Annotated in this window: 16 protein-coding genes; 9 read left to right on the top strand and 7 right to left on the bottom strand. The window is 56.8% G+C overall.

The genetic code is table 11. The annotated features are described in order from the left end of the window. The first annotated feature begins 69 nt into the window (after nt 1–69). On the top strand, nt 70–540 hold the full coding sequence (locus tag Pla100_RS19880; protein ID WP_146579438.1) for a DUF4430 domain-containing protein: 471 nt from the start codon (nt 70–72) through the stop codon (nt 538–540). Between the two features lie 342 nt (nt 541–882). Next, on the top strand, nt 883–3,945 hold the full coding sequence (locus Pla100_RS19875) for an exo-alpha-sialidase (RefSeq protein WP_146579437.1): 3,063 nt from the start codon (nt 883–885) through the stop codon (nt 3,943–3,945). Nucleotides 3,946–4,304: 359 nt separating this feature from the next. On the opposite strand, the gene Pla100_RS19870 is transcribed toward Pla100_RS19875, so the two are convergent. The 4 genes from Pla100_RS19870 to Pla100_RS19855 all read right to left on the bottom strand — a co-directional run bounded on the left by Pla100_RS19870 (nt 4,305) and on the right by Pla100_RS19855 (nt 10,604). Beyond that, nucleotides 4,305–5,237 (bottom strand): DUF808 domain-containing protein, encoded by a 933-nt coding sequence (locus Pla100_RS19870; protein WP_146579436.1) that lies wholly within the window; start codon nt 5,235–5,237, stop codon nt 4,305–4,307. A 104-nt stretch (nt 5,238–5,341) separates the two neighbouring features. Continuing rightward, on the bottom strand, nt 5,342–6,169 hold the full coding sequence (locus Pla100_RS19865) for an SDR family NAD(P)-dependent oxidoreductase (protein WP_146579435.1): 828 nt from the start codon (nt 6,167–6,169) through the stop codon (nt 5,342–5,344). Beyond that, entirely contained in the window at nt 6,166–10,146 is a 3,981-nt protein-coding gene (hrpA, locus tag Pla100_RS19860) for an ATP-dependent RNA helicase HrpA (protein WP_146579434.1), read from the bottom strand. Before hrpA ends, Pla100_RS19865 begins: the two co-directional genes overlap by 4 nt. Nucleotides 10,147–10,157: 11 nt before the next feature. Further along, entirely contained in the window at nt 10,158–10,604 is a 447-nt protein-coding gene (locus tag Pla100_RS19855; RefSeq protein WP_146579433.1) for a PH domain-containing protein, read from the bottom strand. Nucleotides 10,605–10,785: 181 nt separating this feature from the next. Between Pla100_RS19855 and Pla100_RS19850 the strand changes: the two genes are divergently transcribed. Further along, nucleotides 10,786–11,289, top strand: coding sequence for an Hsp20/alpha crystallin family protein (locus Pla100_RS19850; protein ID WP_197168085.1), 504 nt, complete (start codon nt 10,786–10,788; stop codon nt 11,287–11,289). Between the two features lie 244 nt (nt 11,290–11,533). Here the strand turns inward: Pla100_RS19850 and Pla100_RS19845 are convergent, their stop codons facing one another. Next, complete coding sequence (locus tag Pla100_RS19845) at nt 11,534–12,445, bottom strand: mechanosensitive ion channel family protein (protein ID WP_231603272.1); 912 nt, start codon at nt 12,443–12,445, stop codon at nt 11,534–11,536. A gap of 8 nt (nt 12,446–12,453) precedes the next feature. Further along, nucleotides 12,454–13,680 (bottom strand): hypothetical protein, encoded by a 1,227-nt coding sequence (locus Pla100_RS19840; protein WP_231603271.1) that lies wholly within the window; start codon nt 13,678–13,680, stop codon nt 12,454–12,456. A gap of 82 nt (nt 13,681–13,762) precedes the next feature. On the opposite strand from Pla100_RS19840, the gene Pla100_RS19835 reads away from it, so the two are divergent. Then, complete coding sequence (locus Pla100_RS19835) at nt 13,763–14,773, top strand: zinc-dependent alcohol dehydrogenase family protein (protein ID WP_146579430.1); 1,011 nt, start codon at nt 13,763–13,765, stop codon at nt 14,771–14,773. Between the two features lie 106 nt (nt 14,774–14,879). Here Pla100_RS19835 and Pla100_RS19830 read toward each other — a convergent pair whose 3' ends face one another. Further along, entirely contained in the window at nt 14,880–16,250 is a 1,371-nt protein-coding gene (locus tag Pla100_RS19830) for an MATE family efflux transporter (protein WP_231603270.1), read from the bottom strand. Nucleotides 16,251–16,647: 397 nt separating this feature from the next. Between Pla100_RS19830 and Pla100_RS19825 the strand changes: the two genes are divergently transcribed. The 5 genes from Pla100_RS19825 to Pla100_RS19800 all read left to right on the top strand — a co-directional run bounded on the left by Pla100_RS19825 (nt 16,648) and on the right by Pla100_RS19800 (nt 22,565). After that, complete coding sequence (locus tag Pla100_RS19825) at nt 16,648–17,769, top strand: glycosyltransferase family 4 protein (RefSeq protein WP_146579429.1); 1,122 nt, start codon at nt 16,648–16,650, stop codon at nt 17,767–17,769. Continuing rightward, nucleotides 17,769–18,884, top strand: a complete 1,116-nt coding sequence (locus Pla100_RS19820) for a glycosyltransferase (protein ID WP_146579428.1) — start codon at nt 17,769–17,771, stop codon at nt 18,882–18,884. The genes Pla100_RS19825 and Pla100_RS19820 overlap by 1 nt, the downstream gene beginning before the upstream one ends. Further along, nucleotides 18,881–19,744, top strand: a complete 864-nt coding sequence (locus Pla100_RS19815) for a glycosyltransferase family 2 protein (RefSeq protein WP_146579427.1) — start codon at nt 18,881–18,883, stop codon at nt 19,742–19,744. Before Pla100_RS19820 ends, Pla100_RS19815 begins: the two co-directional genes overlap by 4 nt. Nucleotides 19,745–19,950: 206 nt before the next feature. Further along, nucleotides 19,951–21,252 carry a Gfo/Idh/MocA family protein gene (locus Pla100_RS19805; RefSeq protein ID WP_146579425.1) on the top strand — a complete coding sequence of 434 codons (1,302 nt, stop codon included), beginning with the start codon at nt 19,951–19,953 and terminating at the stop codon, nt 21,250–21,252. Between the two features lie 11 nt (nt 21,253–21,263). Then, nucleotides 21,264–22,565 carry a hypothetical protein gene (locus tag Pla100_RS19800; RefSeq protein ID WP_146579424.1) on the top strand — a complete coding sequence of 434 codons (1,302 nt, stop codon included), beginning with the start codon at nt 21,264–21,266 and terminating at the stop codon, nt 22,563–22,565. The last annotated feature ends 56 nt before the right edge of the window (nt 22,566–22,621 follow it).

Below are 22,621 nucleotides of genomic sequence, written 5' to 3'. Positions count from 1 at the left end.
GATTTTCGGGGTAGCGAAACTCGACAGGAGTTTCGGCCCGGACCACTAACCTCCAGCGGCGATCAACCCATGCATCGTTTTCCCCCGTTTCCGATCCTGCGAATTTCTTGCATCGCCGTCCTCGCCACGTTAGTGGTGTGTGGAAGCGGCTGCCAGCGTTCGCAAACGATCGAAAACCCGTCCGTCGACGTGGCCGAAGACGTCGGCACGGTGACGATCGAGATCATCTTGAACTCCGACGAGCCCACCGAGAATATCCGGCAAATCGTTCCGGTTCATGACGGCGAATCACTCGAGTCGGTGATGCGTGGCATGGCCAGTCAACCCGACGAACCGCTGGAGATGGTCATCTCCGGCGAAGGCGTCACCGCGTTTGTCCAAAGCATCCATTCGGTTACCACCGACGCAAACCGCGGTTGGACCTACACGATCGACGGCGAATTCGCGACCAAGGGCATCGGATCAGTCACCGTCGAATCGGGACAAACGATCCAGTGGCGGTTTACCACGTTCGAAGAAGCCATGAAAATTCAAGAGTAAGCCAAGCCGGAACGGCTACGGAGCAGTCGCTTGACGGACGCTTGTGGGCTGTTGTTTTAGCCCTCATCGAAACCGGAAGCGTGACGGCGTGTTGATTTAGTGCACGATTGGGCGTTTTCGTTTAACGGCAAGCCGCAGGCGTCTGCGTTCTCAAGCTCCGTCGCCTGCGGCTTGCCGTTAAACGATTAAATCAACAGCCCGCTAGCGCCATCGACTCACAAAAACTGACGAACGCACTAAATCAACACGCCGCTTGCGATCCAAGCCGAATTTGACGACCGCCCTTGGTCTCTATAGACTACGAGGTCCCGCCGTCATCCCCTCTCGCCTTGAAGCCGCCTTATGTTGACTTTGAATTCGCTCTGGACGCGCCGCGTTCTTTCTTTATTGACCCTGTGGAGCGTGGCCTGTTCAGCCACGCGGTCCTCCGCTCAAAGTAGCGAAAAGCTTCAGCCGCTTGCTTACCGACATCCCGATTTGGTGGTTGACCTGGGCGTCGGATTGTGGGCTTATCCGATGCCACTGGACTACGACGGCGACGGCGATCTGGATCTGCTCGTCGCCTGTCCTGACAAGCCTTCCGACGGGGTTTATTACTTCGAGAATCCGACCCAAGATCCGTCGATCAAGATGCCGGTTTTCAAACCGGCGGTGCGATTAGGGCCGGGACATCATTACATGATGTTGAGTCAAGTCGACGGGGAACCGGTTCTGCTCAAACCGGGCAGCGAGTATCGACGTGACCCGGATACGGGCAAATTTGATTTCGATCATCCCGCCAAAATCAATGCGAGATCAAACCCCAACGCCGATCAACACGGCCGGACCCGCGCGAACATGTGGCGTTACGTCGATTACGACGGCGACGGTGATCATGACATCGTCGTCGGCGCGGGTGACTGGGGCGACTTGGGTTGGGACCATGCGTACGACAACCGTGGCGTTTGGCAAAACGGCCCGTTGCATGGTTATCTGTACCTGATCCGCAATGAAGGCACCGACGGGAATCCCAAATACTCCAACCAGATCCCACGCCTCCATGCCGGTGGCGGCGAGATCGACGTTTATGGATGGCCGAGCCCCAACTTTGCCGACTTCGATGGCGACGGCGATTTGGATCTGCTGTGCGGCGAGTTCATGGACGGGTTCACGTATTTTCAAAACCTCGGTTCGCGGACCGAGCCTCGCTACGCCGCCGGAATCAAACTCAACGATGACAACGGCGATCCGCTCGTGATGCACTTGCAGATGATCACGCCGACATCAATCGACTGGGACGGGGATGGCGATTTTGATCTGATCGTCGGGGACGAAGACGGTCGTGTTGCCCTGGTCGAAAACACCGGCGAACGACGCGACGAACAGCCGGTGTTCCGAGCACCGGTTTACTTTCAACAACAAGCCGACACGTTGAAGTTTGGTGCTCTGGCAACACCTTATGCCTATGATTGGGACGGTGACGGTGATGAAGACATCTTGTGCGGCAACACGGCAGGCGAGATCGGTCTGTTCGAAAACCTCGGTCCGGCCGACGAAAACGATTCCGAGAGTTTGCCCAAATGGGCCGCACCGGTTTTATTGAATGTCGAACAAGACGGCACCTCGGTACCGTTTCGAATCATGGCCGGCGAGAACGGATCGATCCAAGGTCCCTGCGAAGCGAAATGGGGATACACGACTTTGTCGGTCGCCGATTGGGACGGCGATGGAGATGGCGACATTATCTACAACTCCATTTTGTCTCGTTTGGGATTGCTGATCCGCGATGGTGACCGATTGATCCGGCAAGACTTCGATACCGGTTTGAGCGAAAGTCCGCCGGCGTGGTATTGGTGGCAAACCCGATCCGGCTCGGCGTTGACGCAGTGGCGAACCACTCCTGTCGCGGTGGACTTCAATCAAGACGACGCGTTGGATTTGGTGCTGCTCGACCAAGAAGGTTATTTAACGTTCCGCAACCGAGGCGGTGCCGCCGAGCGACTTTTCGTCGGTGAAGATCGTCAACCATTGCAACTCAACGCGGGCAGTTGCGGTCGATCGGGCCGCGTCAAATTAGCGGTCGTTGATTGGGACGGGGACTCGCGTTTGGACGTTTTGGTGAATTCAGAAAACGCGATGTGGTACCGCAACTGCGCGACCGAAACGATCGACGGTCAAGCTCGCGTCGTGATGAAACGTGTGGGCAACTTGGCGACCCGCAATGTTGCCGGGCATACCTCCAGTCCGGCGGTCTGCGATTTCGATCGGGACGGAAAACCGGACCTCTTGGTCGGTAGCGAGAATGGTCGCATCTATCACGTCTCCCATGACGAATGCTTAACGTTTTCGAAAGAAGCCATGACCTTGTCGCCGCCACCCTCAACGCCCCAACCGAGATTCCCTGGATGGATCAAGGACGAGTTCATCTACACGAAGGCGAGTTTCAAAGAATGCCACGCATCGACGATTTGCCAAAATAGCCGTGGTTTGGTCACCGCTTGGTTCGGCGGCTCGAAAGAGGGCAAAGAGGATGTCGGAATCTACACGTCTTATCATGACGGACTGCAATGGTCCGGCCCGAGCTTGGTCGCCACGGGGGTTCAGCACGACGATCTCCGATATCCGTGCTGGAACCCGGTTTTGTTTCAGATGCCCGGCGACGGTCCGACGCTGTTGTTTTTCAAGGTCGGCCCGAATCCCAGATCGTGGTGGGGCGAGATCATGGTTAGCTACGATCGTGGCCGGACTTTCCAAGACCGACGAAGATTGCCTGAAGGCATCGTCGGGCCAGTACGTTGTAAACCGGTCCTGTTGGACGACAACGTGCTACTGTGCGGTTCATCGACCGAATACGACGGATGGCGAATTCACTTCGAGAAGGTTTCGCCCGTCGGCGAAGCCTTCGGCGGCATCGCCCAATCCGGTGGCGTTTGGAAGACCATCGGTCCGATCAACGACGGTAAAGAATTCAACGCGATTCAGCCGACTCTTTTGAAACACGGCGACGGACGTCTGCAGGTTCTCTGCCGCACTCAAGAGAACGTCGTCGTCAGTAGTTTTTCAGACGACGATGGGGCGACCTGGTCCGACTTGCAAGCGATCGATTTGCCCAACCCGAACTCGGGGATCGAAGCGGTCACCCTCACCGACGGCCGACATCTGTTGGTTTACAACCCGACAGACCGATCCGGCAAAGTCACCGACGGACGCACCGGATGGGGCGGCCGAGGTGTTTTGTCCTTAGCCGTTTCGAACGACGGTTTGTCATGGAGTGACATCGGGATATTGGATGAAGAAAAGAAAGCCGAGTTCAGTTACCCGGCAATCATTCAAGCCGATGACGGATTGGTTCACATCACATACACGTGGAAACGTGAACGCGTCAAGCACGTCGTGATCGATCCGGCAAGAATCGAACCGCGTTAAGAAACACATCTGAATATCGCGTGAATATTAATTGGCATAGTCTCCAGCCTGTGGAGAGAAAACACAGGCCGTAAGCCTCTTTATACCCCACAAGTCCTCGTGTAATGCTCCCCTGCCAGCTCGTCTGGCAGGAAGCCCAGGTTGGCAAGCTAGACACGAGCCACAATTCGCGCAACCTTCCGATTTTCACTTGTGCTCGCCGCTTCAAGCGGCGAGCACAAGTGAAAATCGGAAGGTTGGGAGGGCGTCGTTGTCTAGCTTGCGAACCTTATTCACCCACGAGACGAGCTCGTGGGGGTCAAAAAAGATGTGGGGTATAAAATGGCCGGAAGCCTATACCACTTGTTGTTCACGCGATACTAAGCCTTCGCCGGCTTGAGTCGCTTGGCCCCTTCAACCGCGATCAACACGATCGCGCCGCCGATCAAACCGGCCAAACCGTTGAACCCCATTTCTCCGATCGAGGCCACGACCGATCCGGCTGAACCGGCGACCGCATGGGTGAACGATTCGAGGGCGTGGTGCAGTGGCGGGACGTTATGAACCAAGATGCCGCCACCGACCAAGAACATCGCGATCGTGCCGACGATGGACAACGTCTTCATCAAGTACGGTGCCATCCAAAGCAGAAACTGCCCGATGCGGTTTCCGGCTGTAAGATCGGTGGGATCGGCATCGCGGATCAATCGCAATCCCAAATCATCAAGCTTCACGATCGCGGCGACCAACCCATAAACACCGATCGTCATCAAAATGGAGATGGCGATCAAGACGGCGCACTTGGTGGCGAACGACGATTCGGTCACCGTTCCCAACGTGATGACGATGATCTCAGCGGACAAAACAAAGTCGGTTCGAATCGCACCTTTGATCTTGTCTCGCTCGACGGTTTTGAGATCCACGGCGGGATCCGCCACCGCCTGCTGAAGCTCTTTTTCGTGCGATTCGGCTTCGCTGTGATGCAGCCATTTGTGTAGCAGTTTCTCGCATCCTTCAAAACACAAGAACAATCCACCGACGATCAACAAAGGCACGATCGCCCAGGGAGCCGCGACACTTAAAACAAGTGCGGCGGGAACCAGGATGGATTTATTGATCGCTGAACCTTTGGCGACGGCCCACACGACCGGAAGTTCTCGAGTCGCATCGACGCCGGTGACTTGTTGGGCATTGAGAGCCAAATCGTCGCCCAAGACGCCAGCGGTTTTCTTCGCGGCGACCTTGGTCAAGACGGCGACGTCATCGAGCACCGTCGTAATATCGTCCAACAATAAAAGCAAACTTCCGGCCACGATAATTCCTCAATGTGGTATCTCGATTCAAAACTATCCGTCGAGACAACGATATCAACCGTGGGTACGTGAAAACAGCCCGGGACTCCCGACGTCTCCGACAGCTAGCTGGTTTTGCTTCGCAGGATCCGTTTTCCGAGCGTCGGCCACAATGCGGCGATCGCCATCAAATAGCGGGTTTTGCCCGGAAGGATGACCTCCGGTTCGCGGTCGGTGATGCATCGCATCACGGCGGTGGCGACTTGTTCAGCAGTCAGTGTTTTGACTTTCGCGCCACCTCCCGGTCGGGCGGCTTGCATCGGAACACCCGAACTTTCGTCGACGCCGTATCGATTGTCGGTTTGGCGGTCGGGATCGTGGATCGGCCCGGGGCTAACCAATCCCACGTGCACCCCGTCGGGTTCGCATTCGAGTCGCAATTGATTCGTCATGCCGACCAATGCATGCTTGGCGATCGCGTAACCGCCCAAAAAACGGGGGGCGACGTGACCGGCGAGCGAGCCGATGTTGACGATCGTTCCGCGACTGGTCTTCAGCGACGGTAAACACGCTTGCACGCAAGTCAACGCGCTGATCACGTTCGCGTCGAACAAACTTTTCAGATGGTCCGCGTCCAAGCCCTCGATTGTTCCCCGGTCGCTGCGTCCGACCACGTTGACCAACACATCCAAACGACCAAACATCGCCATGTGCGCCGCCACCGCGTCGTCGACCGGTTGTCGCAACGTCGCATCGCAAACACAGGTGTGGATTTGATCGGCGTCAATGGATCGATCCGTCATCAACGACTTCATCTTGTCCAATCGTGCGGCGTCGCGTCCCAAGACGGTGACGTGATAGTTCTCATCGAGTAAACGTCGCGTGATCGCGAGCCCGACGCCGGAGGAACCGCCACTGACGATCGCGGTGCGATGAGCTTGTTCCGCGTTCATGTTAAGTTCTGCCGTTTCGCGATCAATTTTTCACATCGTTGGGGAGACACTTTGACCGCCGTACCGAGCGGTTGGGCGAATTGGCTGACTCGTAATTCTTCGATCATCCATCGAAACTCATCGCCGGCGTGATCGCGCGGTGCGATGTCTTCACCGGGAAGCGTTTGCATCCACCGATACCACAACGTTTCGATCGTTTGTTGCGATTCATCATCACGCTGGATCGATCCGGATCGCAGCTTGTCCAACCGGTAAGCAATCGCGTCGACGTAACGCGGAAAATGTTGCAGATGCTCCCACGGTGTCCATGAAATGAATCCGTCAGCGAACAACCATTGCAATTGACGATCGATGTCCGCGCGCGCGGTCGCGTACTTGCCCGAGTCGGTCTCTTCCCAAACGACCCGCATCGCGTGGTAAGCTTGAGTCAGTTTCGTTAGCCACACCGCAACGTCTTGGGTGGCTTCGCCGATCCGACCGGGGGCTTCCTTCAAACGTTGTTCGAATTCGTCAACCGTTCGCACGATCGGGCGTTTTTCCACGACCGCCAAACGGGCCAGCAAATCCGATAGCGACGACTCCATCACCGCCGACGACAACACACCGGACAATTTCAACTTCGCGTCCGCGAGAGCAGGAAGATGTCTTACTTGGGTTCGCAAATCCTTGCGGCACGCGATCGAAAACAACCGCGTCAAACCGGATCGTGAACTCGTCTCGGCGACCTGTCGATCGGCGAATAATCTCGTCGAGACAAATTCGTCTCGGTCGACCAATCCAGGATACTGGGCCACTTGGACGCCACCACGTCGACGAACGACTTCGTCGGGCAAGGTTTCAATATCCCATGACGTCATCTGGGACCGCGTCCAGGATTCGGACTCATCAGGCTCGGATTGATCGGTCGAATCGTTTGCGGCGAGATGACCGAGGTTTTGTTTGATCGCGTCGATGCTGCGATCGCTAGCGAGCACCTGACCGGAATCGTCGACGACGCGGATCAAGAACCGCCAGTGCGGTTCCAACTTATCGATTTGAAAATCCGTCGCCGTGATTCTGGTTTCGGCGTGCCGTGTCAAGACCTCACACAGCTTCGGCATGAACGCAGCTTGTCCGCGATAGGCGACCAGTTCTTCGGTGACCCGGCGGGCCACATCGGCGGCGGGGACGAGCAACCGACGCAACCGTTTGGGCAACGATTTAATCATCGCGATCACCTTCGGCTCGAGTTGTCCGGGGACCAACCACTCGAGTGCGTCGTCACTGACTTGCGGCAGCGCCGCCGGATGGATCGTCAAGTGAATGCCGTCGTCTTCCGTGCCGGGACGAAAGTGATACTCCAGCGGCAAGCGGGTCGCGCCGGCGGCGAGTTCGTCGGGATAGGCATCGCGATCAAATTCGTCGGCGGTCGTCTCGAGCAAATCTTCCGGTCGCAGGTACGGCGTCTCCGGTGCAACGTCGGGTTCCGGCGGGTTGGCCAACCAACTCGCCAGTTCAACATCGTCGCTAAGTCGAGAAACCCATTGCGGCGTTTCACATTGCCGATCCCACTTTTCAATGCGGGCGCGATCGCATGCCCAATCGGGCAATCGTGATTGATAAAACGTCATCAACGAATAATCATCGACAACCAAATCACGACGCCGTGTCTTGGCGGCCAACTTTTCAATCAGTTCGAGCAATCGACGATTGTGCCGGACGAACTTCGCCGTCGTCGGCAATTCGTTGTCGACCAAGCCGTGCTTGATCAGCAAACTGCGGGCTTCACCGGGATCGATGGGCGGCAAGGGAACGCGTCGACGGACGACGACGGGCAATCCGTACAATGAGCGTCGTTGATAACAAAACGCTCCGCCCGACTTGCGACTCCAGTGCGGTTCGCTGTAAGACGACTTGAGCATGTGATCGCCGACCGCCTCGATCCAGGCGGGTTGAATGCGGGCGACCGTGCGAGCGTACTGTTTGGCGGTTTCGACCAACTCCGCCGCGACGATCCACTTGGGTTTGGCTTCGAACACGCCGCTGCCGGGCCACAAGAACAGTTTCAAACCGCCCGCGCCGGTGTATTCGTTCTTGTCGCCGGCCATGGCAACGCCCGACAATAATCCGGTCAGCAAGGCTTGATGAATCGACGTGTACTTGGCTTCGTCGACGATCGGCGGTGTCTCGTTCTTTTTAGCCGGTGTCGGATCGGCATAATGAATCTTGCCGACGTGCAAACGTTTTCGATTGCCGAACGAGGTCGACACCATCTCGCGAAGTTGCCGATAAACGTCGGACCATTCCCGCATCCGGTTGGGCGAAAGGAAGTTTTGTCGCATCACGCGGGTGAGTTTGCCGCGACCGTACTTGTCGCTCATTTCTTCGTAGAAACGCCACAACCGCAATTGGCTCAAAAAATCACTTTGCGGATCGGCAAATTGCGAATGGGCTTCGTCGGCGGCTTGCCGTTTATCCGGTGGACGATCGCGCGGGTCGGGGATTTCCATCGCTGCGGCGATCGGCAAGATCTCCGGCAACACGCCGTGCTCTTCGGCGGCGATCAAGATCCGGCCGACACGCGGATCGACCGGCATTCGGCCGAGTCGCCATCCGATCTCGGTCAGCTCATCGTGTTCGTCGATCGCCCCGAGTTCGGCGAGCGTCCGGATGCCTTCGCGAATCGCGTCGGGACGTGGAGGATCGATCAGCGGAAAATCCTCGAGTCTTCCGAGTTTCAACGTTTTGCTCTGCAACACCACGCTGGCCAGATTCGTGCGTCGGATTTCCGGCGTCGTGAAGGCGTCGCGACTTTCAAAGTCTTCCACGTCGTATAGTCGAACAGCGATCCCCGGACCGACTCGGCCGCAACGTCCGCTGCGTTGGTTCGCGCTGGCGCGGCTGACCGGTTCGATCGGCAGCCGTTGCAGTTTGCTGCGAACGCTGTAACGACTTATCCGTGCGGTTCCTGAATCGATCACATAGCGAATCCCCGGGACCGTCAACGAAGACTCCGCCACGTTGGTCGCGAAAATGATTCGTTGCTTGCCGCCGGTCGGATGAAAGATCGCGGTTTGTTGCGATTGCGGCAGCCTCGCGTACAACGGCAACAGTTCCACCCGGTTGGCCAAACCCGCCCGTTTGAAATGCCCCGAGACGGCATGAGAAACTTCGCGGATGTCCCGTTCGGTCGGCAAGAAGACCAACGCGTCCCCGGTCCCGTCGCGACGCAACGATTCGATCGCCGCGATCACGTGGGCGGACAGGTCATAATTCCGCATCCCCGAGTCGACGTCTTCCCAAGGCAAGTAGCGCAACTCGACCGGATAACCGCGGCCCTCGACCTTCAAGATCGGTGCCGGGATGATCTCGCCGGTCGTCGGATCGGTCTTGCCGAAGTGCTCGGCGAACCGGTCCGCGTCGATCGTGGCCGACGTGATGATCACCCGCAGTTCGGGCCGGCGGTCGATGATCCGACGGAGCAACCCGAGCAGGAAGTCGATGTTCAGTGACCGTTCGTGGGCCTCGTCAATGATGATGACTTCATAAGCCCGCAGGTCTGGATCGGACTGCGTCTCGGCAAGCAGGATCCCGTCGGTCATTAATTTGATGATCGTGCGATCGCTCGTCCGGTCGCCGAAACGAACTTGGTATCCGATCTCGTTGCCGAGGGCCGTTTGCGTCTCCTCGGCCAAACGCGTCGCGATCGAGCGGGCGGCCAAGCGGCGTGGTTGGGTATGGCCGATCATGCCGTCGACGCCCATCCCGGCTTCGACGCACATCTTGGGCAATTGCGTGCTCTTGCCGCTGCCCGTTTCTCCGCACAATACGATGACTTGATGTCGCCGCAGCAAGCGAATGATTTCGTCGCGATGATCGCTGATCGGCAAGTCCGCCGGAAACTCGATTTTCAAGTTCGCCGTGTCGCGAGCGGACGCCGGCAACTCGATCGGTTCGGGGATCGACTTCAGTTCAGGGCTGGCAGGTTTTTGTGACAAAACGGAGGCGGCTAATTTCGGGGGCGGTCGGGCAAGCGAGCCTGCAGGTCTTCCATGAACGATTCACGTCCGGCGGGCGAAAGAATGTGGTCCCGTTTGGCCGTCCGCACAATCACCCGTCGAAGGGACAGTGCCGGCCCGCTGGCAAAGGTGAACGCGGAACGGATTTCAACGATGTCCGCGTACGGGATTTGATAACAGATCACTCCGCACCGAACCGAAAGGGAGTCCTCCAGCAGGGTGTAGCGACACGGAACCGTGAAAATCGCCGTCATCAATAGCGTCCCGACCGCGACACCGAACATCGGCCACGCGTCACCGGGACGCTGCATCGCGACCAAAACGACTCCGATCGCCGCCGCCCCCACGATGGGTAACAACAACAAGAACGCCAGCCATCGGTCGACGGCGGAACGATAAGTTTTTCGAGACAAGGGATTCGCTGCGTTTTCTTTCATCAAGAAGATTGTAGTCGTTCTAAGACAAACGGGGAACGAACCTCGCGACATGATTGGTACACGTCTTGCAAATAACGTCTGCAGCGACGCGGCATCCTGTCAAAATGACGGACGCCAAAAAGACTTTTCGACCAGCGTCGCATTCCCCCTTTGCATCCACTTTTTTCGAGGAGAATTTGCGATGTCTAAGAACACGAGTCACACGACCAACGTGGCTGAAAATTCAAAATCCAACGGCCATCGTCCGAGCCGCCGCGACCCTTTCGCGACGTTCCCCTTTGGCGTCATGCCCGGCGAGATGGGCCAAATGTTTGATCGGTTGTTCGAAACCGCTCGGGCTGAATCCGGTGTCGATCACTGGACGCCGGCGGCAACCATTTGGGAAGACACCGAAGGCTACCACGTCGAGATGGATCTCCCCGGTATCAAGACGGAGGATCTGGAAGTCACGATGGAAGCCGGACGTTTGATGATCTCGGCAAAGCGATCATTCGACAAAGAAGACCGTCGGGTGATCTACAACGAACGCCGTTTCGGTGAAGTCGCTCGCAGCGTCGAGTTGCCCGATTCGATCGACCCGGAAACCATCGAAGCTTCGTTGGAAAACGGATTGTTACGTGTGGATCTGAAGAAGCGTCCTGAGGTGTTGCCGCGTAAGATCGAAGTTCAAATCAAGAACGCGTGATCGGTCGGTTCTAAGTCACCGGCGGGTCGCCCCCGCCGGTATTTCGCGTCTAATAAGCTTGCTTTTTTCTTGACGCGGAGCCTTGCCATAGTCCGTTAGCTAACTCCTACGCAAACTTAAGCCTCAACTTAAACCTAAACTTAAACTTTCTCGTCGGCCGGAACCGGCCGACGAGGCGGTTAGGCTGCGTTTAGGTTTAGGTTTAGGTTTAAGTTTAAGTTTAAGTTTAAGTTGAGGAATATCCTTACTGCTGATTCTCAACGGCGGGGATGATAACTTCTTCGTAGCCGTGTTGTTGCAGCGCCGCTTTGCCGCGGACGGTGATGTCGCTAATGAAAACGAACTGATCGCGCAGGTCAAACGGGTACGCTTTGACTTGATAATGAGTGCCCCATGGTTCATTCGTGACAATTACCAAGACCGGCTTGCGATATTGCAAGTAACCGCTCGTCATCGCCACATCACGCAGCAGACTTCGGATTTTCGCGTGATCTTGTTTGGACGCGAGATAGAAATCTGAAACGCACATCAACGTGCGTTCCCCGTTGTTGGAATTGGAGACGTTTTGGTCCCAGATTTTCGCGTGTGGCACCGTGATCAAATCATCCGACGCGGTCACCAAACTCAACGATCGCATTCCCACCGAGACCACTTCTCCGTAATCGCCGTCGATCTTTACCCAATCTCCGGGCCGATACGGTCGTTCGAAGATCGCGATGATGCCCGCGATCAGGGAACTGACGTAATCCTTGAACGCAAACCCGATCGCGACGCTGGCACCACCGGCGATGATCAAGAAGTTTTCCAACGTGACGTTGAACACGATCGGAAATACCCACAAGATCGCGATCGACAACGTTAACAAACGAATGATCGGCACGGTGTTGAGGATGTAAAGCCGAAACTGGCTCGGGCCGCGTTCGGCAAGCAGCGGCAGCAACCGGCGACTCAACGTGATGATCAACCATGAGCCGACGATCACAATCCCGATCTGCCAAAAACTGATATCTTGCAGGTCGTTGAGTACTTTGATCGCGTCGCTTTGAGCGGACTCGGCTCCCGCTTCCGCCGCCGATCGAGTCGCTGCGGCCGTGTCCACCGCTGCTGTGGTGGCCGCCTGCATCGTGTCCGAAGCGGAGGTCGGTGTGTCTTGCATCCTCATCCCTATAGTTTGTCCATCGGAAATCCGGCGTCGTTGAGTTTGCCCCTCACGGCGGGGTACGCCGCGGGAGCGACGTAGTAGCGATCGCCGTCACGCTCAACTAAATCCGCCGCCAACAACGAAGGTAGAATATTCGAGGCGTCGACGCTTGGCGTGGCCAGGTCAAGCTCGACACTGGTCAGACCGTCGTGGATCAACAACGCCTGCAGCGTCAGCAGCGACACATCCACATCGGCGCTGGGCAGATGCATCTCCTCGATCGCCGCGACCCACATCGTCGTTTCGTCAGGAAATTTTTCTCGGTGTTGGTCATCATCCGGTCCGAAACGCAATCCTTGCCTCCATAAATGCCAAGCGACCCAGGGGATGCCTAAGCTCGTTGCGGCCAACTTGGCGAAGAAGTTGTTGGCTTCATCGCTCGATGAATTTTTCGCGAACACTTCCTCACCGCTGCTGGAGAAACGGAAAATCCAATCCGTTTCGGTCTCATCGTTGCTCGATAGTTCCAACAACCACGCCCTCAGGCGATCCGCATCGAACGCTTCGAACGTTAAACCGGCGGGCAGTAACAGGTTTGCACCGATCGCTTTGCATAAGAATTGCCAAGCCCACGAATTGCAACCGAGAACACAATGCCGCCTCGCTTCGGATGCCTCCGAGAGAAGCCGCCGAACGTGGCCGAGTCCATCATGATGCCGCAAGAACCATCGTTCCAATCGAGGCACCACGAGGACCTTCTCCGGGCAATTGAAATCGACAAGCGGTTCCTTCGAGGACGTCAGCAACGCCGAACGCGGCGGCGGCGAAACCACCCGATAGCCTTCCTGATCCGCCCAAGAACGAACGATGTCGTTGGAATCGCAGGGCGACATCACCACCAATTGCAACCACCGGGCGGGATCCTCGTCATCGGCCCAATCGGCGAACGTCGCTTGAAGTTCCTGCACTACCGGACCGCAGGCCGGCGGCGCTGCGATCTTGTTGAGCCGGCGACGGTTGGCCAACCGTAACGACTCCGAAGCGATGAACGGATCCTCGCTCGTTTGTTGATAGCGTTTCCATAATTTCCAACTGATCCGGCGCAGCGATTCGTCCGTCGGCATCGCCGGCCAGCGGTACTGGCCGAGCGGTTGCAACGTTCGTGGCGAGTCGGTCGAGGTTCGGTCGTGCGAATCGGTCGGCATGAAGCGTGTCGTCGATAGCGAGGACGGATGGGTCAGGCGTGGCATGGGGTTTGTTAGCACTGGATCGGCTAGCATAGTCCACGAACGAAGATACTTTGAAACACGAGACGCGAAACAAGGAAATTCGATGCGAAACTACCTAATTGATTCCGATGGTGGCGTCGACGCCATCAAGCTGCAAGAGTCCGACAAACCGCAACCGCGACCGGGTGAGGTTCAAATCCAAATGCGCGCGGCGTCGCTCAATTACCGCGATCTCAGTGTCGCGTCGGGCGGATACCTGCGTAACAACCATCGCCCCATCGTGCCGGTATCCGATGGTGCCGGCACCATTTCGAAATTGGGCGAGGGCGTCACACGATGGAAAAAAGGGGACCGGGTCAGCCCCATCTTTCTACAAAAGTGGATCGATGGCCCTCCCAATGATGAGATCCTGCGCAGCGGGCTGGGGGGCGGAATCGGTGGTGTGCTCGCCGAGTTCGTGAATGTTCCCGAAGAGTCGTTGGTCGCGATTCCCGAATCGATGACGTTCGCCGAAGCGGCGTGTGTGCCGTGCGCCGCCGTGACGGCGTGGCATGCTCTGTTCGAATCGGGAAACCTGCAAGCCGGCCAAACCGTTTTATGCTTAGGCACGGGAGGTGTTTCCATGTTCGCCTTGCAATTCGCCAAAGCGTCAGGAGCCAAAGTCATCATCACGTCGTCGGATGATCAAAAACTAAATGTCGCGACCGGGCATGGTGCCGACGAAACGATCAACTACGTCACCCATCCCGAATGGCATCGCGAGGTCCAACGTTTGACCTCCGACCGCGGTGTCGATCACGTGGTCGAGGTCGGTGGCCCGGGAACTCTCGAACGATCGCTTAAGAGCACTGCGGTCGGCGGGCATGTTCATCTGATCGGCATCCTTGACACGCCGCAAGGAAAGGTCAATCCGCTGTTGAGCATCTTTAACTTGTTGACGATTCGAGGCATCTACGTCGGCAGTCGCCACATGCACGAGAGCGTTCTTGCGATGATGCAGCAGCATTCGATCCAACCGGTCATCGATCAAAGTTTCTCATTCGACGAAGCGCCCGACGCATACCGATACATGCAATCTCAAAAACACGTCGGCAAGATCGTGATCGAGTTTTAGAACCTATCCGAAAAGGGGTCTGACCCTCTCCGGCGATACCCTCGAACGAATGAATAACGACTCGCCTCCAAAGGGTCAGACCCCTTTTCGGATAGGTTCTCAGTGTCTACTTGAGCCCCCGAAAAACTCCGTAGCCGACAAGAATCGTCTGAACGCTCGCCCATCCGATCAACACCCACCACCAATGCGATACGGCCGACGGACCGCTGGGGGCAAACGCATGCCCGAGCCATACCGTCACCAAACCCGGAATCGCGGTCGCGATCAAGATGATGAAAGTCTTGCCGATGCCCTTCGCCGCCGCGCCGAACAATAGGCTTGCCACATCGACCAAACCGTAGATGGCCGCGTATCTCAATAGCTCGGTCGCCCAGGGTTCGATCTGATCCCGCTGAGTCGCATCAAGACCACCAAGCGGTATTTGCAAAAGATGATGCGGGAATAATAGTAAGACAGATGCCAGCATGACGACAAGGATCGCGCCCAGAATCAGGCCACGACGAACGACGGCACCGGCTAACGGCAATCCGTCGGTTGCAAACGCTTGTCCGGTCATCACCGTAATTGCCGTCGCCAAACCGATCGCCGGAATCGAAAGCAACTGATAAAGGCTGAGCGCCGCCGAAGTCGCGGCTAGACCGGTGACCGAGGCCGCACCAATAACCAGCAACACAAAACTAAACAAGCTCGATCGAATCAGTTGCTGAATCCCCAGCGTGGATCCGGGGACAACGATCTCTCGCATGAGCGCACCGCGTGGTTGCCATGCGACACCGACATGACGCCGGAATGATTTGATGCGAACGAGTAACGCGATGAACACCGCAGCCTTGAACCACATCGCCAACGCGGTCGCAATCGCCGCGCCGAACACGCCCAATGCGGGAACGTCCAAACCGCCGAAGATCAGCCAATAGTCCAAGGCAACATTCAAGCACGCCGACGCGATGTTGGTTCGCAAAATAGGTTTCGTAATCCGTCGTCCGACAAAGAACGCGGTTAGCCCGGCTTCCAACATTGATGCCGGAGCAACGAGCAAGAGCGTACGAAAATACATCGCTTCCTCTCGCGCAAGTTCGAGTTCATGGCCGAACCAAGAGAAGATCAATGGGCTGCACCAAGCCACAAGAGCAAACACGGGAACGCAAGCGGCGGTCAACCAAACACACTGCCAAACCAGCGACCAAACGCGTCGCGTTACATCGCCGCGGGAGCGGCGCAATCCCATAGCCATGGCCACAAGCGGGGTAATGAACCCCATCGCCGTGACGTGAATGCAGACGATCGCCCAGTACAGATTTCCGGCGGCAACGGAAGCCGCCGACGACGTCGGACCGTACCACATCAACAAAGTGCGGTCGGTGAAAAGCGTGATCGAAAAACAGCCAACGGTTGCCGCCAACGGCACGGCGATCGACAGCAAAGCCCGATAACCGAATTTGTCTTGGTTCGTTTTAGCGGGTTTGGGAATCGACAACGTGCGAAATCATTCGGACAAGCGGGTTTGGCTCAAGACGTGCATCGGTTCAGCGTTGAACGAACCGACGATTTCTTTTCAACGCTTTCAACGCGACCTCAGCCATGTCAGCAAATCACGCGCCCGTGAAGACTCATGCTTCCGGCAATCATGCATCCATCGAGTCGTCAATGCTTCCCAATGCCCTCGGGGTGATTCGACGATCATGGTCCCAGTTGGTCATTTTGATCAATCGATCCGATCGCCAAATGCAACGCTCGGGTGCCGTCGTCCCACGCGGCGAACGGGCATCGGTATCGCCGACCTTTGGCACACACGTTGCTATTGCCTCTCATTCGAAGGAACTCACTAACACGACGGATCGTTTTCGATAATTGACATATGAGAGACAACGGCGATGAAGATCGGAATCATTGGGCACCTGAAACATCCGATCGCAAAGCCGTTCGCGGGCGGCTTGGAAAGTTTCACTGATAGCTTTGTAAGATGCCTCGTCTCTCGCGGGCATGACGTGACGCTGTTTGCGTCGGGCGATTCCGATCCATCGCATCCTCTCTCATCGATCATCGAACGTTCAACGATCGCCGACAGCCATCGCCGACTCGGCCGCGTTCATCACGAGTGGATTGAAAGCGTCGAGGATGAATCTTACGAACGTTTGATGATGAACTTGAGCGGTCAGTCTTTTGATGTCATTCACAATCATTCGCTCAATCCGATTCCGTTGCGATTCGCGGCGGTTTTGCCGGTCCCCTTGGTCACAACCTTGCACGCACCGCCACTGGTTCGCATGGTGGATGAACTGCGGAATCGCTCGAGCGAGCGATGCGGTCGGTTCATTAATATCTCGAAAGCCAATGCGGACGCTTGGAGTCCTTGGGTCGATCATCAGGATGTGATTCATAATGGTGTCGACACGCTGTTTTGGAACGCCCCTGGTCAATCGCGTCTTGTTCGAGCGATTTGGTTCGGTCGGATTCTTCCCGACAAGGGAACGCACCTGGCAATCGCAGCGGCCGAGCAAGCGGGGATCGCGCTGGACGTCGTCGGGCCGGTGTCGGATGAACAATACTTCGATCGCGAAGTGCGCCCGCGATTGAGCCAACGGATTCGTTACCTCGGTCATCGCGACCATGACGAGTTGAGCCATCTGATCAGCCGCTCGGCGGTTGCCTTGGTCACGCCCTGTTGGGACGAACCGTTCGGATTGGTCGTCGCCGAAGCACTCGCGTGTGGGACGCCGGTTGCCGGGTTCGCGCGGGGAGCCCTGCCGGAAATCATCGATCCTTCCGTCGGTTGTCTTGCGGAACCGGACGATATCCCCGGTCTAGCCGACTCCATTCGGCATTGCTTAACCCTCTCGGCCGAACGATGCCGGATGATTGCCGAAGAACGGTTTAGTTTTGACCGGATGATCGATCAATACCTCAAATGCTATGGTCAGGCGGCCGTATACGAAGGAACCACCGAAACCACCTCCGAAATGGTAGCCGAGATCGCCGCCGAGATCGCTGCGTAATGGATGCTATTGAGCAGCGTCCTCATGTCGGATTTTACGTCCATTACCACGGCATGGGCCACAAACAACGCACGGCGGCGATTCTGGATCATCTGCGTAGTGAAGCCAGTGTGATTGCCAGCCGGAGGCAGGCGATGAAGTGGGATCTCCCGGCATCGATTGAGTTCCTCGAACTCGCTTGCGACAACGATTCACTTTCGCAAGCGGGGCTCCAACACGCCAACGATGTTCCGGGTTTGCATTTCGCTCCCTTATGGTCCGACAACGTGACCGATCGCGTGGCTCGTTACACCGATTGGCTTAATCGAACCAAGCCGGATGTGATGGTCGTGGATGTTTCCGTTGAAATCTCGATGCTCACCCGCTTGGCATCGATACCGCAAATCGTGATGCGTCAACACGGCCTGCGCGATGACCCCGCCCACACGAACGCCTACGCAGCGGCGCAATCATTGTTGGCTCCTTTTCCGGAGATGATGGAAGACGAGATGACGCCGCGCTGGGTGCGTGACAAGACGGTCTATGTGGACGGTTTCCACAAGCGTGATCTTTTTACGATTGAACGTCCAGAATCGAACGAAGCACGCCAAGCTACCATCGCCTTCTTGTTCGGACACGGAGGGCCTCAGGACGTGCATCGTCACTTGTCCGATGCCGCCAGTTCGCTGCCGCATTGTCAATGCGTCGTGATCGGCAAAGACGCTCCAGGAGAACCCGCCGAGCGTGCCTCCAATTTGCATTACCTCGGTTGGGTCAATGATGTGACAAAGCACGTGGTCGCGGCGGACGTCGTGGTGACCGCAGCCGGGCACAATAGCGTCATGGAACTCGGGCAGTTGGGCAGCAAGTTCATCGCGATCGCTGAACCGCGACCATTCGCCGAACAACTCCGAAAGGTCGCCGTCTTGAACCGCGAGCAACTTGCAATCGGTTTGGATGATTGGCCGATGCCACACCAATGGCCGACCTTGATCCAGCAAGCTCGAAAGCTCGATCCATCCCGTTGGAAGGCAATCTTTCTTCAAGACGGAGCCATCCAGGCGGCCGAGCATATCGATCAGGTCGCAAGTTGGTCGCACCATCAACGCCGACAACCCGCAAGGATTTCATTATGAAAATCAGTGCATTGACGATCGTACGTGGACGCCAAAAACATCTCGAAAATCAATGGCGAGGCTGGTTGCGGTCGGACATCAAGCCTCATCGATGGATCATTGTAGGAATGAACCAGGAGGTCGTCGTTCCAGGTCATGACCCGTCGGTCGAGATTCTTACCGACCAAGTCATCGCGCGCGGCGAGTCGCTGCCACTGGCGAGCGCCCGTAATGTTGCGGCGAACTTATGCGAAACCGATGCGATGGTGTTTCTTGACGTGGACTGCATCCCATCGCCAAGCATGTTAACGCACTTTGCTCAAGCAATTCATAACGAGAATCGTCTGTGGATGGGCAGTCCTCGGTACCTTCCTCGAGGTGCCACTGATGGAGATTGGACGTTCGAGGGCTTGGATCAATCCGGCATTCGGCATCCGATTCAGCCGAGCTTAACACGGGGTGAATTGCGATCGTCCGATGAGTACGAGAAGTTCTGGTCCCTGTGTTTCGGTGTCTCCAAGGAAACCTACCAGCGGATCGGTGGCTTCGACGAATCATTCGCAGGCTACGGTGCCGAGGACACCGATTTCGCTTTCGCCACCCGCCAGGCCGATGTCCCGTTCGGTTTTGTGGGAGCGGTGGCCTACCATCAACATCACGCCGTCTGCAAACCGCCGCTCAATCATTTCGATGCGATCGTGCGAAACGCGGTTCAGTTTCGGAGGCGGTGGAATGCCTGGCCGATGCAAGGGTGGCTCGACGCGTTCGCCAATCTCGGAATGATTCGTTACGTTCCCGATTCCGATGAACTTCAGGTTTTGACGCATCCGACCAAACAACAAGTCGAGCAAGCCACCGTCATGACGCCCGCTGGTTTCTGATCGAGCAAGATCCCAACGCGGTGACCACGTCAGGTATAATTGGCGACAACGAAACTCGCCCCATACCATTCCCGCCCCGAGCAACCCAAATCCCCGCCCACTCTCCACTCTCCACTCTCCACTCTCCACTCTCCACTCTCCACTCTCCACTCTCCAATCTTCAATCTTCAATCTCCAATCCCCAATCCCCAATCCCCAATCCCCCCATGCCCCACCCCACCGATCGACGTCACTTTCTCACCAACACCCTCGCGACCACCGCAATCGCCACCGCCGCGCCGTGGATCATTTCCTCCAAAGCGTATGCGGCCGGAGATGCGATCGCTCCGTCGGATAAGATCACACTCGGCGTCATCGGCATCGGACCTCGATGCACGTATGACATGAAGTCCATCTTGACATTGCCGGACGTACAATGTGTCGCGATCGCCGACGTGCAGCAGTCACGCCGTGATGCGGGCAAGAAGTTGGTCGATGACTACTACGGAAACACCGATTGTCAACTTTATCGGGACTTCCGAGAGTTGCTGGCCCGCGACGACATCGATGCGGTCATCGTCGCCACGGGCGACCGTTGGCACGCGGCCGCCTCGATCGCGGCTGCCGAAGCGGGCAAGGATGTTTACAGCGAGAAGCCTTGTGGGATCACGATCGAGGATTGTCAAGCGATCTCCGAAACGTTCGGCCGAACGAAGCGAATCTTCCAAGCGGGAACTCAACGACGCAGCGTCCCCAACTTTCAACAAGCCGTCGAGTTGGCGCAGTCGGGTAAGCTCGGAAAGTTGCACACACTCTACGCCACCGTCTACATCCCCACTCTGGACAACACCTGGTTGCCCGGCCAGCCCACACCGTCCGCGGAAGTTTGCGATTGGAACTTGTGGTTAGGCCCGGCTCCTTGGCGTCCTTACAATGAGAAATATGTTCAAGGACGTTGGCGCGGTCAGTACGATTTCGATAGTGGTGCTAGGCTGCTCGACTGGGGCGCCCACACGATCGATCTTTGCCAATGGGCCAACGCCGCCGATGACACGATGCCGATCGAGTACGTTCCCGGTCCCGACAACATCACATGCACTTACGCGAACGGGGTGAAGTTGGTGGTCGATTTCCTCGCCGATCCCTTCGGCGACCGCGGCCCGCGTTGGCTGACTCGGTTGGGGACGTGCCCGGTTCGTTTCGTCGGCGACGAAGGCTCGATCGAAACGGGAGACGAAGGCGAACTGGTTGCTTCCTCGGAAACTCTCAACCGAGAGTTATCCAACAGCAAACGGATTCGCGGTTTGGACGTCACCGCACACGCACGGAATTTCTTTGACTGTGTCAAATCGCGTGAGCAAACGGTTTGTAATCCGACCGTCATGCGTCGATCGCACATTGCCTGTCACGCGGCCGCGAACGCTTGGATTTTGAACCGCCCCCTGACGATCGACCCTCAGAGCGAAACGTTCGAAAACGATGAGGAAGCGAATCGTTTAAAAAGCCGAGCCAAACGCGATTGGACCTAGGACCCACCACCATGTCATTATCTCGACGTTATTTTTTAGAGAGCCTCACCGCCGGGGCCGCTTGCTCTTGGCTGAACGTCCGACACGCATCGGCCGCACAACCCGCCGATGGTTTGGAAACGTTCGTTCCCACGCGAGCGATCACTCAAGGACCGCTGAACCACTGGTTCGGTTATTACGACAAACGCGAGTTCGATCCCACCGGAACCCGCATTCTGTCAAACGAAATCGCATTCGAAGGCCGTTCACCGACGATCGACGATAAGATCGGCGTCGGCTATGTCGATACAAGCGACAATGACCGCTGGGTGCCGTTGGGCACGAGCAAGGCTTGGGGATGGCAACAAGGTTGCATGTTGCAGTGGGTTGGGGACAAGGGCGAGCGGGTTCTATGGAACGATCGTGAAGACGACACGTTCGTTTGCCGGCTTCATGACCTCTCCTCCGGCCAAACCCGAACCATTCCAAGGCCGGTTTATACGATTTCCAACGACGGACAAACCGCTCTATCGGCCGACTTTCGCCGGATCGACAACCTCCGCCCCGGTTACGGCTACGACGGGTTAGCGGATCCTTATGTGGATCAACGGGCACCGAGCCAATCGGGTATTTGGCGGATCGACTTGGCCACCGGCAAGGAAGACTTGATCGTTTCGCTAGCCGACGTTGCCAAGATTCCTTGGCCCGACGGAAGTCGTCATGAGGAAGCATGGCATTACTTCAATCACTTACTGATCAATCCGTCGGGAACGCGATTTGTTGCCCTGCATCGTTACCGACCCGAGTTCGACCCGAAGACGCTACAGTTCCAAGGCAACTTCGTCACCCGCATGATCAGCGGCAATCTCGACGGCAGCGATCTGTATGTTTTGGACCCATCCGGCCGAACATCGCACTTCATTTGGAAGAACGACGAAGAGCTCACCATGTGGACCAAGCCCGCCGGTCAGGTGGAAGCGTTCTACACATTCCGCGACAAGACACGCGAAGTGATCCCCGTTGGCCACGAGAAGATGCCGACCAATGGACACAACACTTATCTGAACGTTGGCAATGAGGACTGGATCCTCAACGACACTTACCCGCGAGGCAATACGCCGCGTCAGACGGTTTACTTGTACCACGTTCCGTCGGATCGACGATTTGATCTCGGTCATTTCCCGTCTCCGGTCGCCTATCGTGGCGAGTGGCGTTGCGACACGCACCCCCGCAGCAGCGAAGACGGAATGCAAGTGGCGATCGACAGTCCGCACAACGGAGGACGTCAGGTTTACCTCCTCGGCGTTAAAGAACTAGTTGAGAAGAAGGCTTAGCGAGAAGCGAGTGGCGAGTGGCGAGTGGCGAGTGGCGAGTGAAGAGTGAAGAGTGA

This window comes from Neorhodopirellula pilleata, assembly GCF_007859915.1.
Lineage (GTDB): Bacteria > Planctomycetota > Planctomycetia > Pirellulales > Pirellulaceae > Rhodopirellula > Rhodopirellula pilleata.
The sequence above is the reverse complement of the archived record's forward strand: the minus strand, read 5'-3'. Positions and strand labels throughout refer to the sequence as shown.

What these genes read in the sequence shown, in the direction of transcription:
- Pla100_RS19880 (WP_146579438.1), top strand. Translation starts at nt 70, where the DNA reads ATGCATCGTTTTCCCCCGTTTCCGATCCTGCGAATTTCTTGCATCGCC.
- Pla100_RS19875 (WP_146579437.1), top strand. Translation starts at nt 883, where the DNA reads ATGTTGACTTTGAATTCGCTCTGGACGCGCCGCGTTCTTTCTTTATTG.
- Pla100_RS19865 (WP_146579435.1), bottom strand. Translation starts at nt 6,169, where the DNA reads ATGAACGCGGAACAAGCTCATCGCACCGCGATCGTCAGTGGCGGTTCC.
- Pla100_RS19855 (WP_146579433.1), bottom strand. Translation starts at nt 10,604, where the DNA reads ATGAAAGAAAACGCAGCGAATCCCTTGTCTCGAAAAACTTATCGTTCC.
- Pla100_RS19850 (WP_197168085.1), top strand. Translation starts at nt 10,786, where the DNA reads ATGTCTAAGAACACGAGTCACACGACCAACGTGGCTGAAAATTCAAAA.
- Pla100_RS19845 (WP_231603272.1), bottom strand. Translation starts at nt 12,445, where the DNA reads ATGCAAGACACACCGACCTCCGCTTCGGACACGATGCAGGCGGCCACC.
- Pla100_RS19840 (WP_231603271.1), bottom strand. Translation starts at nt 13,680, where the DNA reads ATGCCACGCCTGACCCATCCGTCCTCGCTATCGACGACACGCTTCATG.
- Pla100_RS19835 (WP_146579430.1), top strand. Translation starts at nt 13,763, where the DNA reads ATGCGAAACTACCTAATTGATTCCGATGGTGGCGTCGACGCCATCAAG.
- Pla100_RS19825 (WP_146579429.1), top strand. Translation starts at nt 16,648, where the DNA reads ATGAAGATCGGAATCATTGGGCACCTGAAACATCCGATCGCAAAGCCG.
- Pla100_RS19820 (WP_146579428.1), top strand. Translation starts at nt 17,769, where the DNA reads ATGGATGCTATTGAGCAGCGTCCTCATGTCGGATTTTACGTCCATTAC.
- Pla100_RS19815 (WP_146579427.1), top strand. Translation starts at nt 18,881, where the DNA reads ATGAAAATCAGTGCATTGACGATCGTACGTGGACGCCAAAAACATCTC.
- Pla100_RS19805 (WP_146579425.1), top strand. Translation starts at nt 19,951, where the DNA reads ATGCCCCACCCCACCGATCGACGTCACTTTCTCACCAACACCCTCGCG.
- Pla100_RS19800 (WP_146579424.1), top strand. Translation starts at nt 21,264, where the DNA reads ATGTCATTATCTCGACGTTATTTTTTAGAGAGCCTCACCGCCGGGGCC.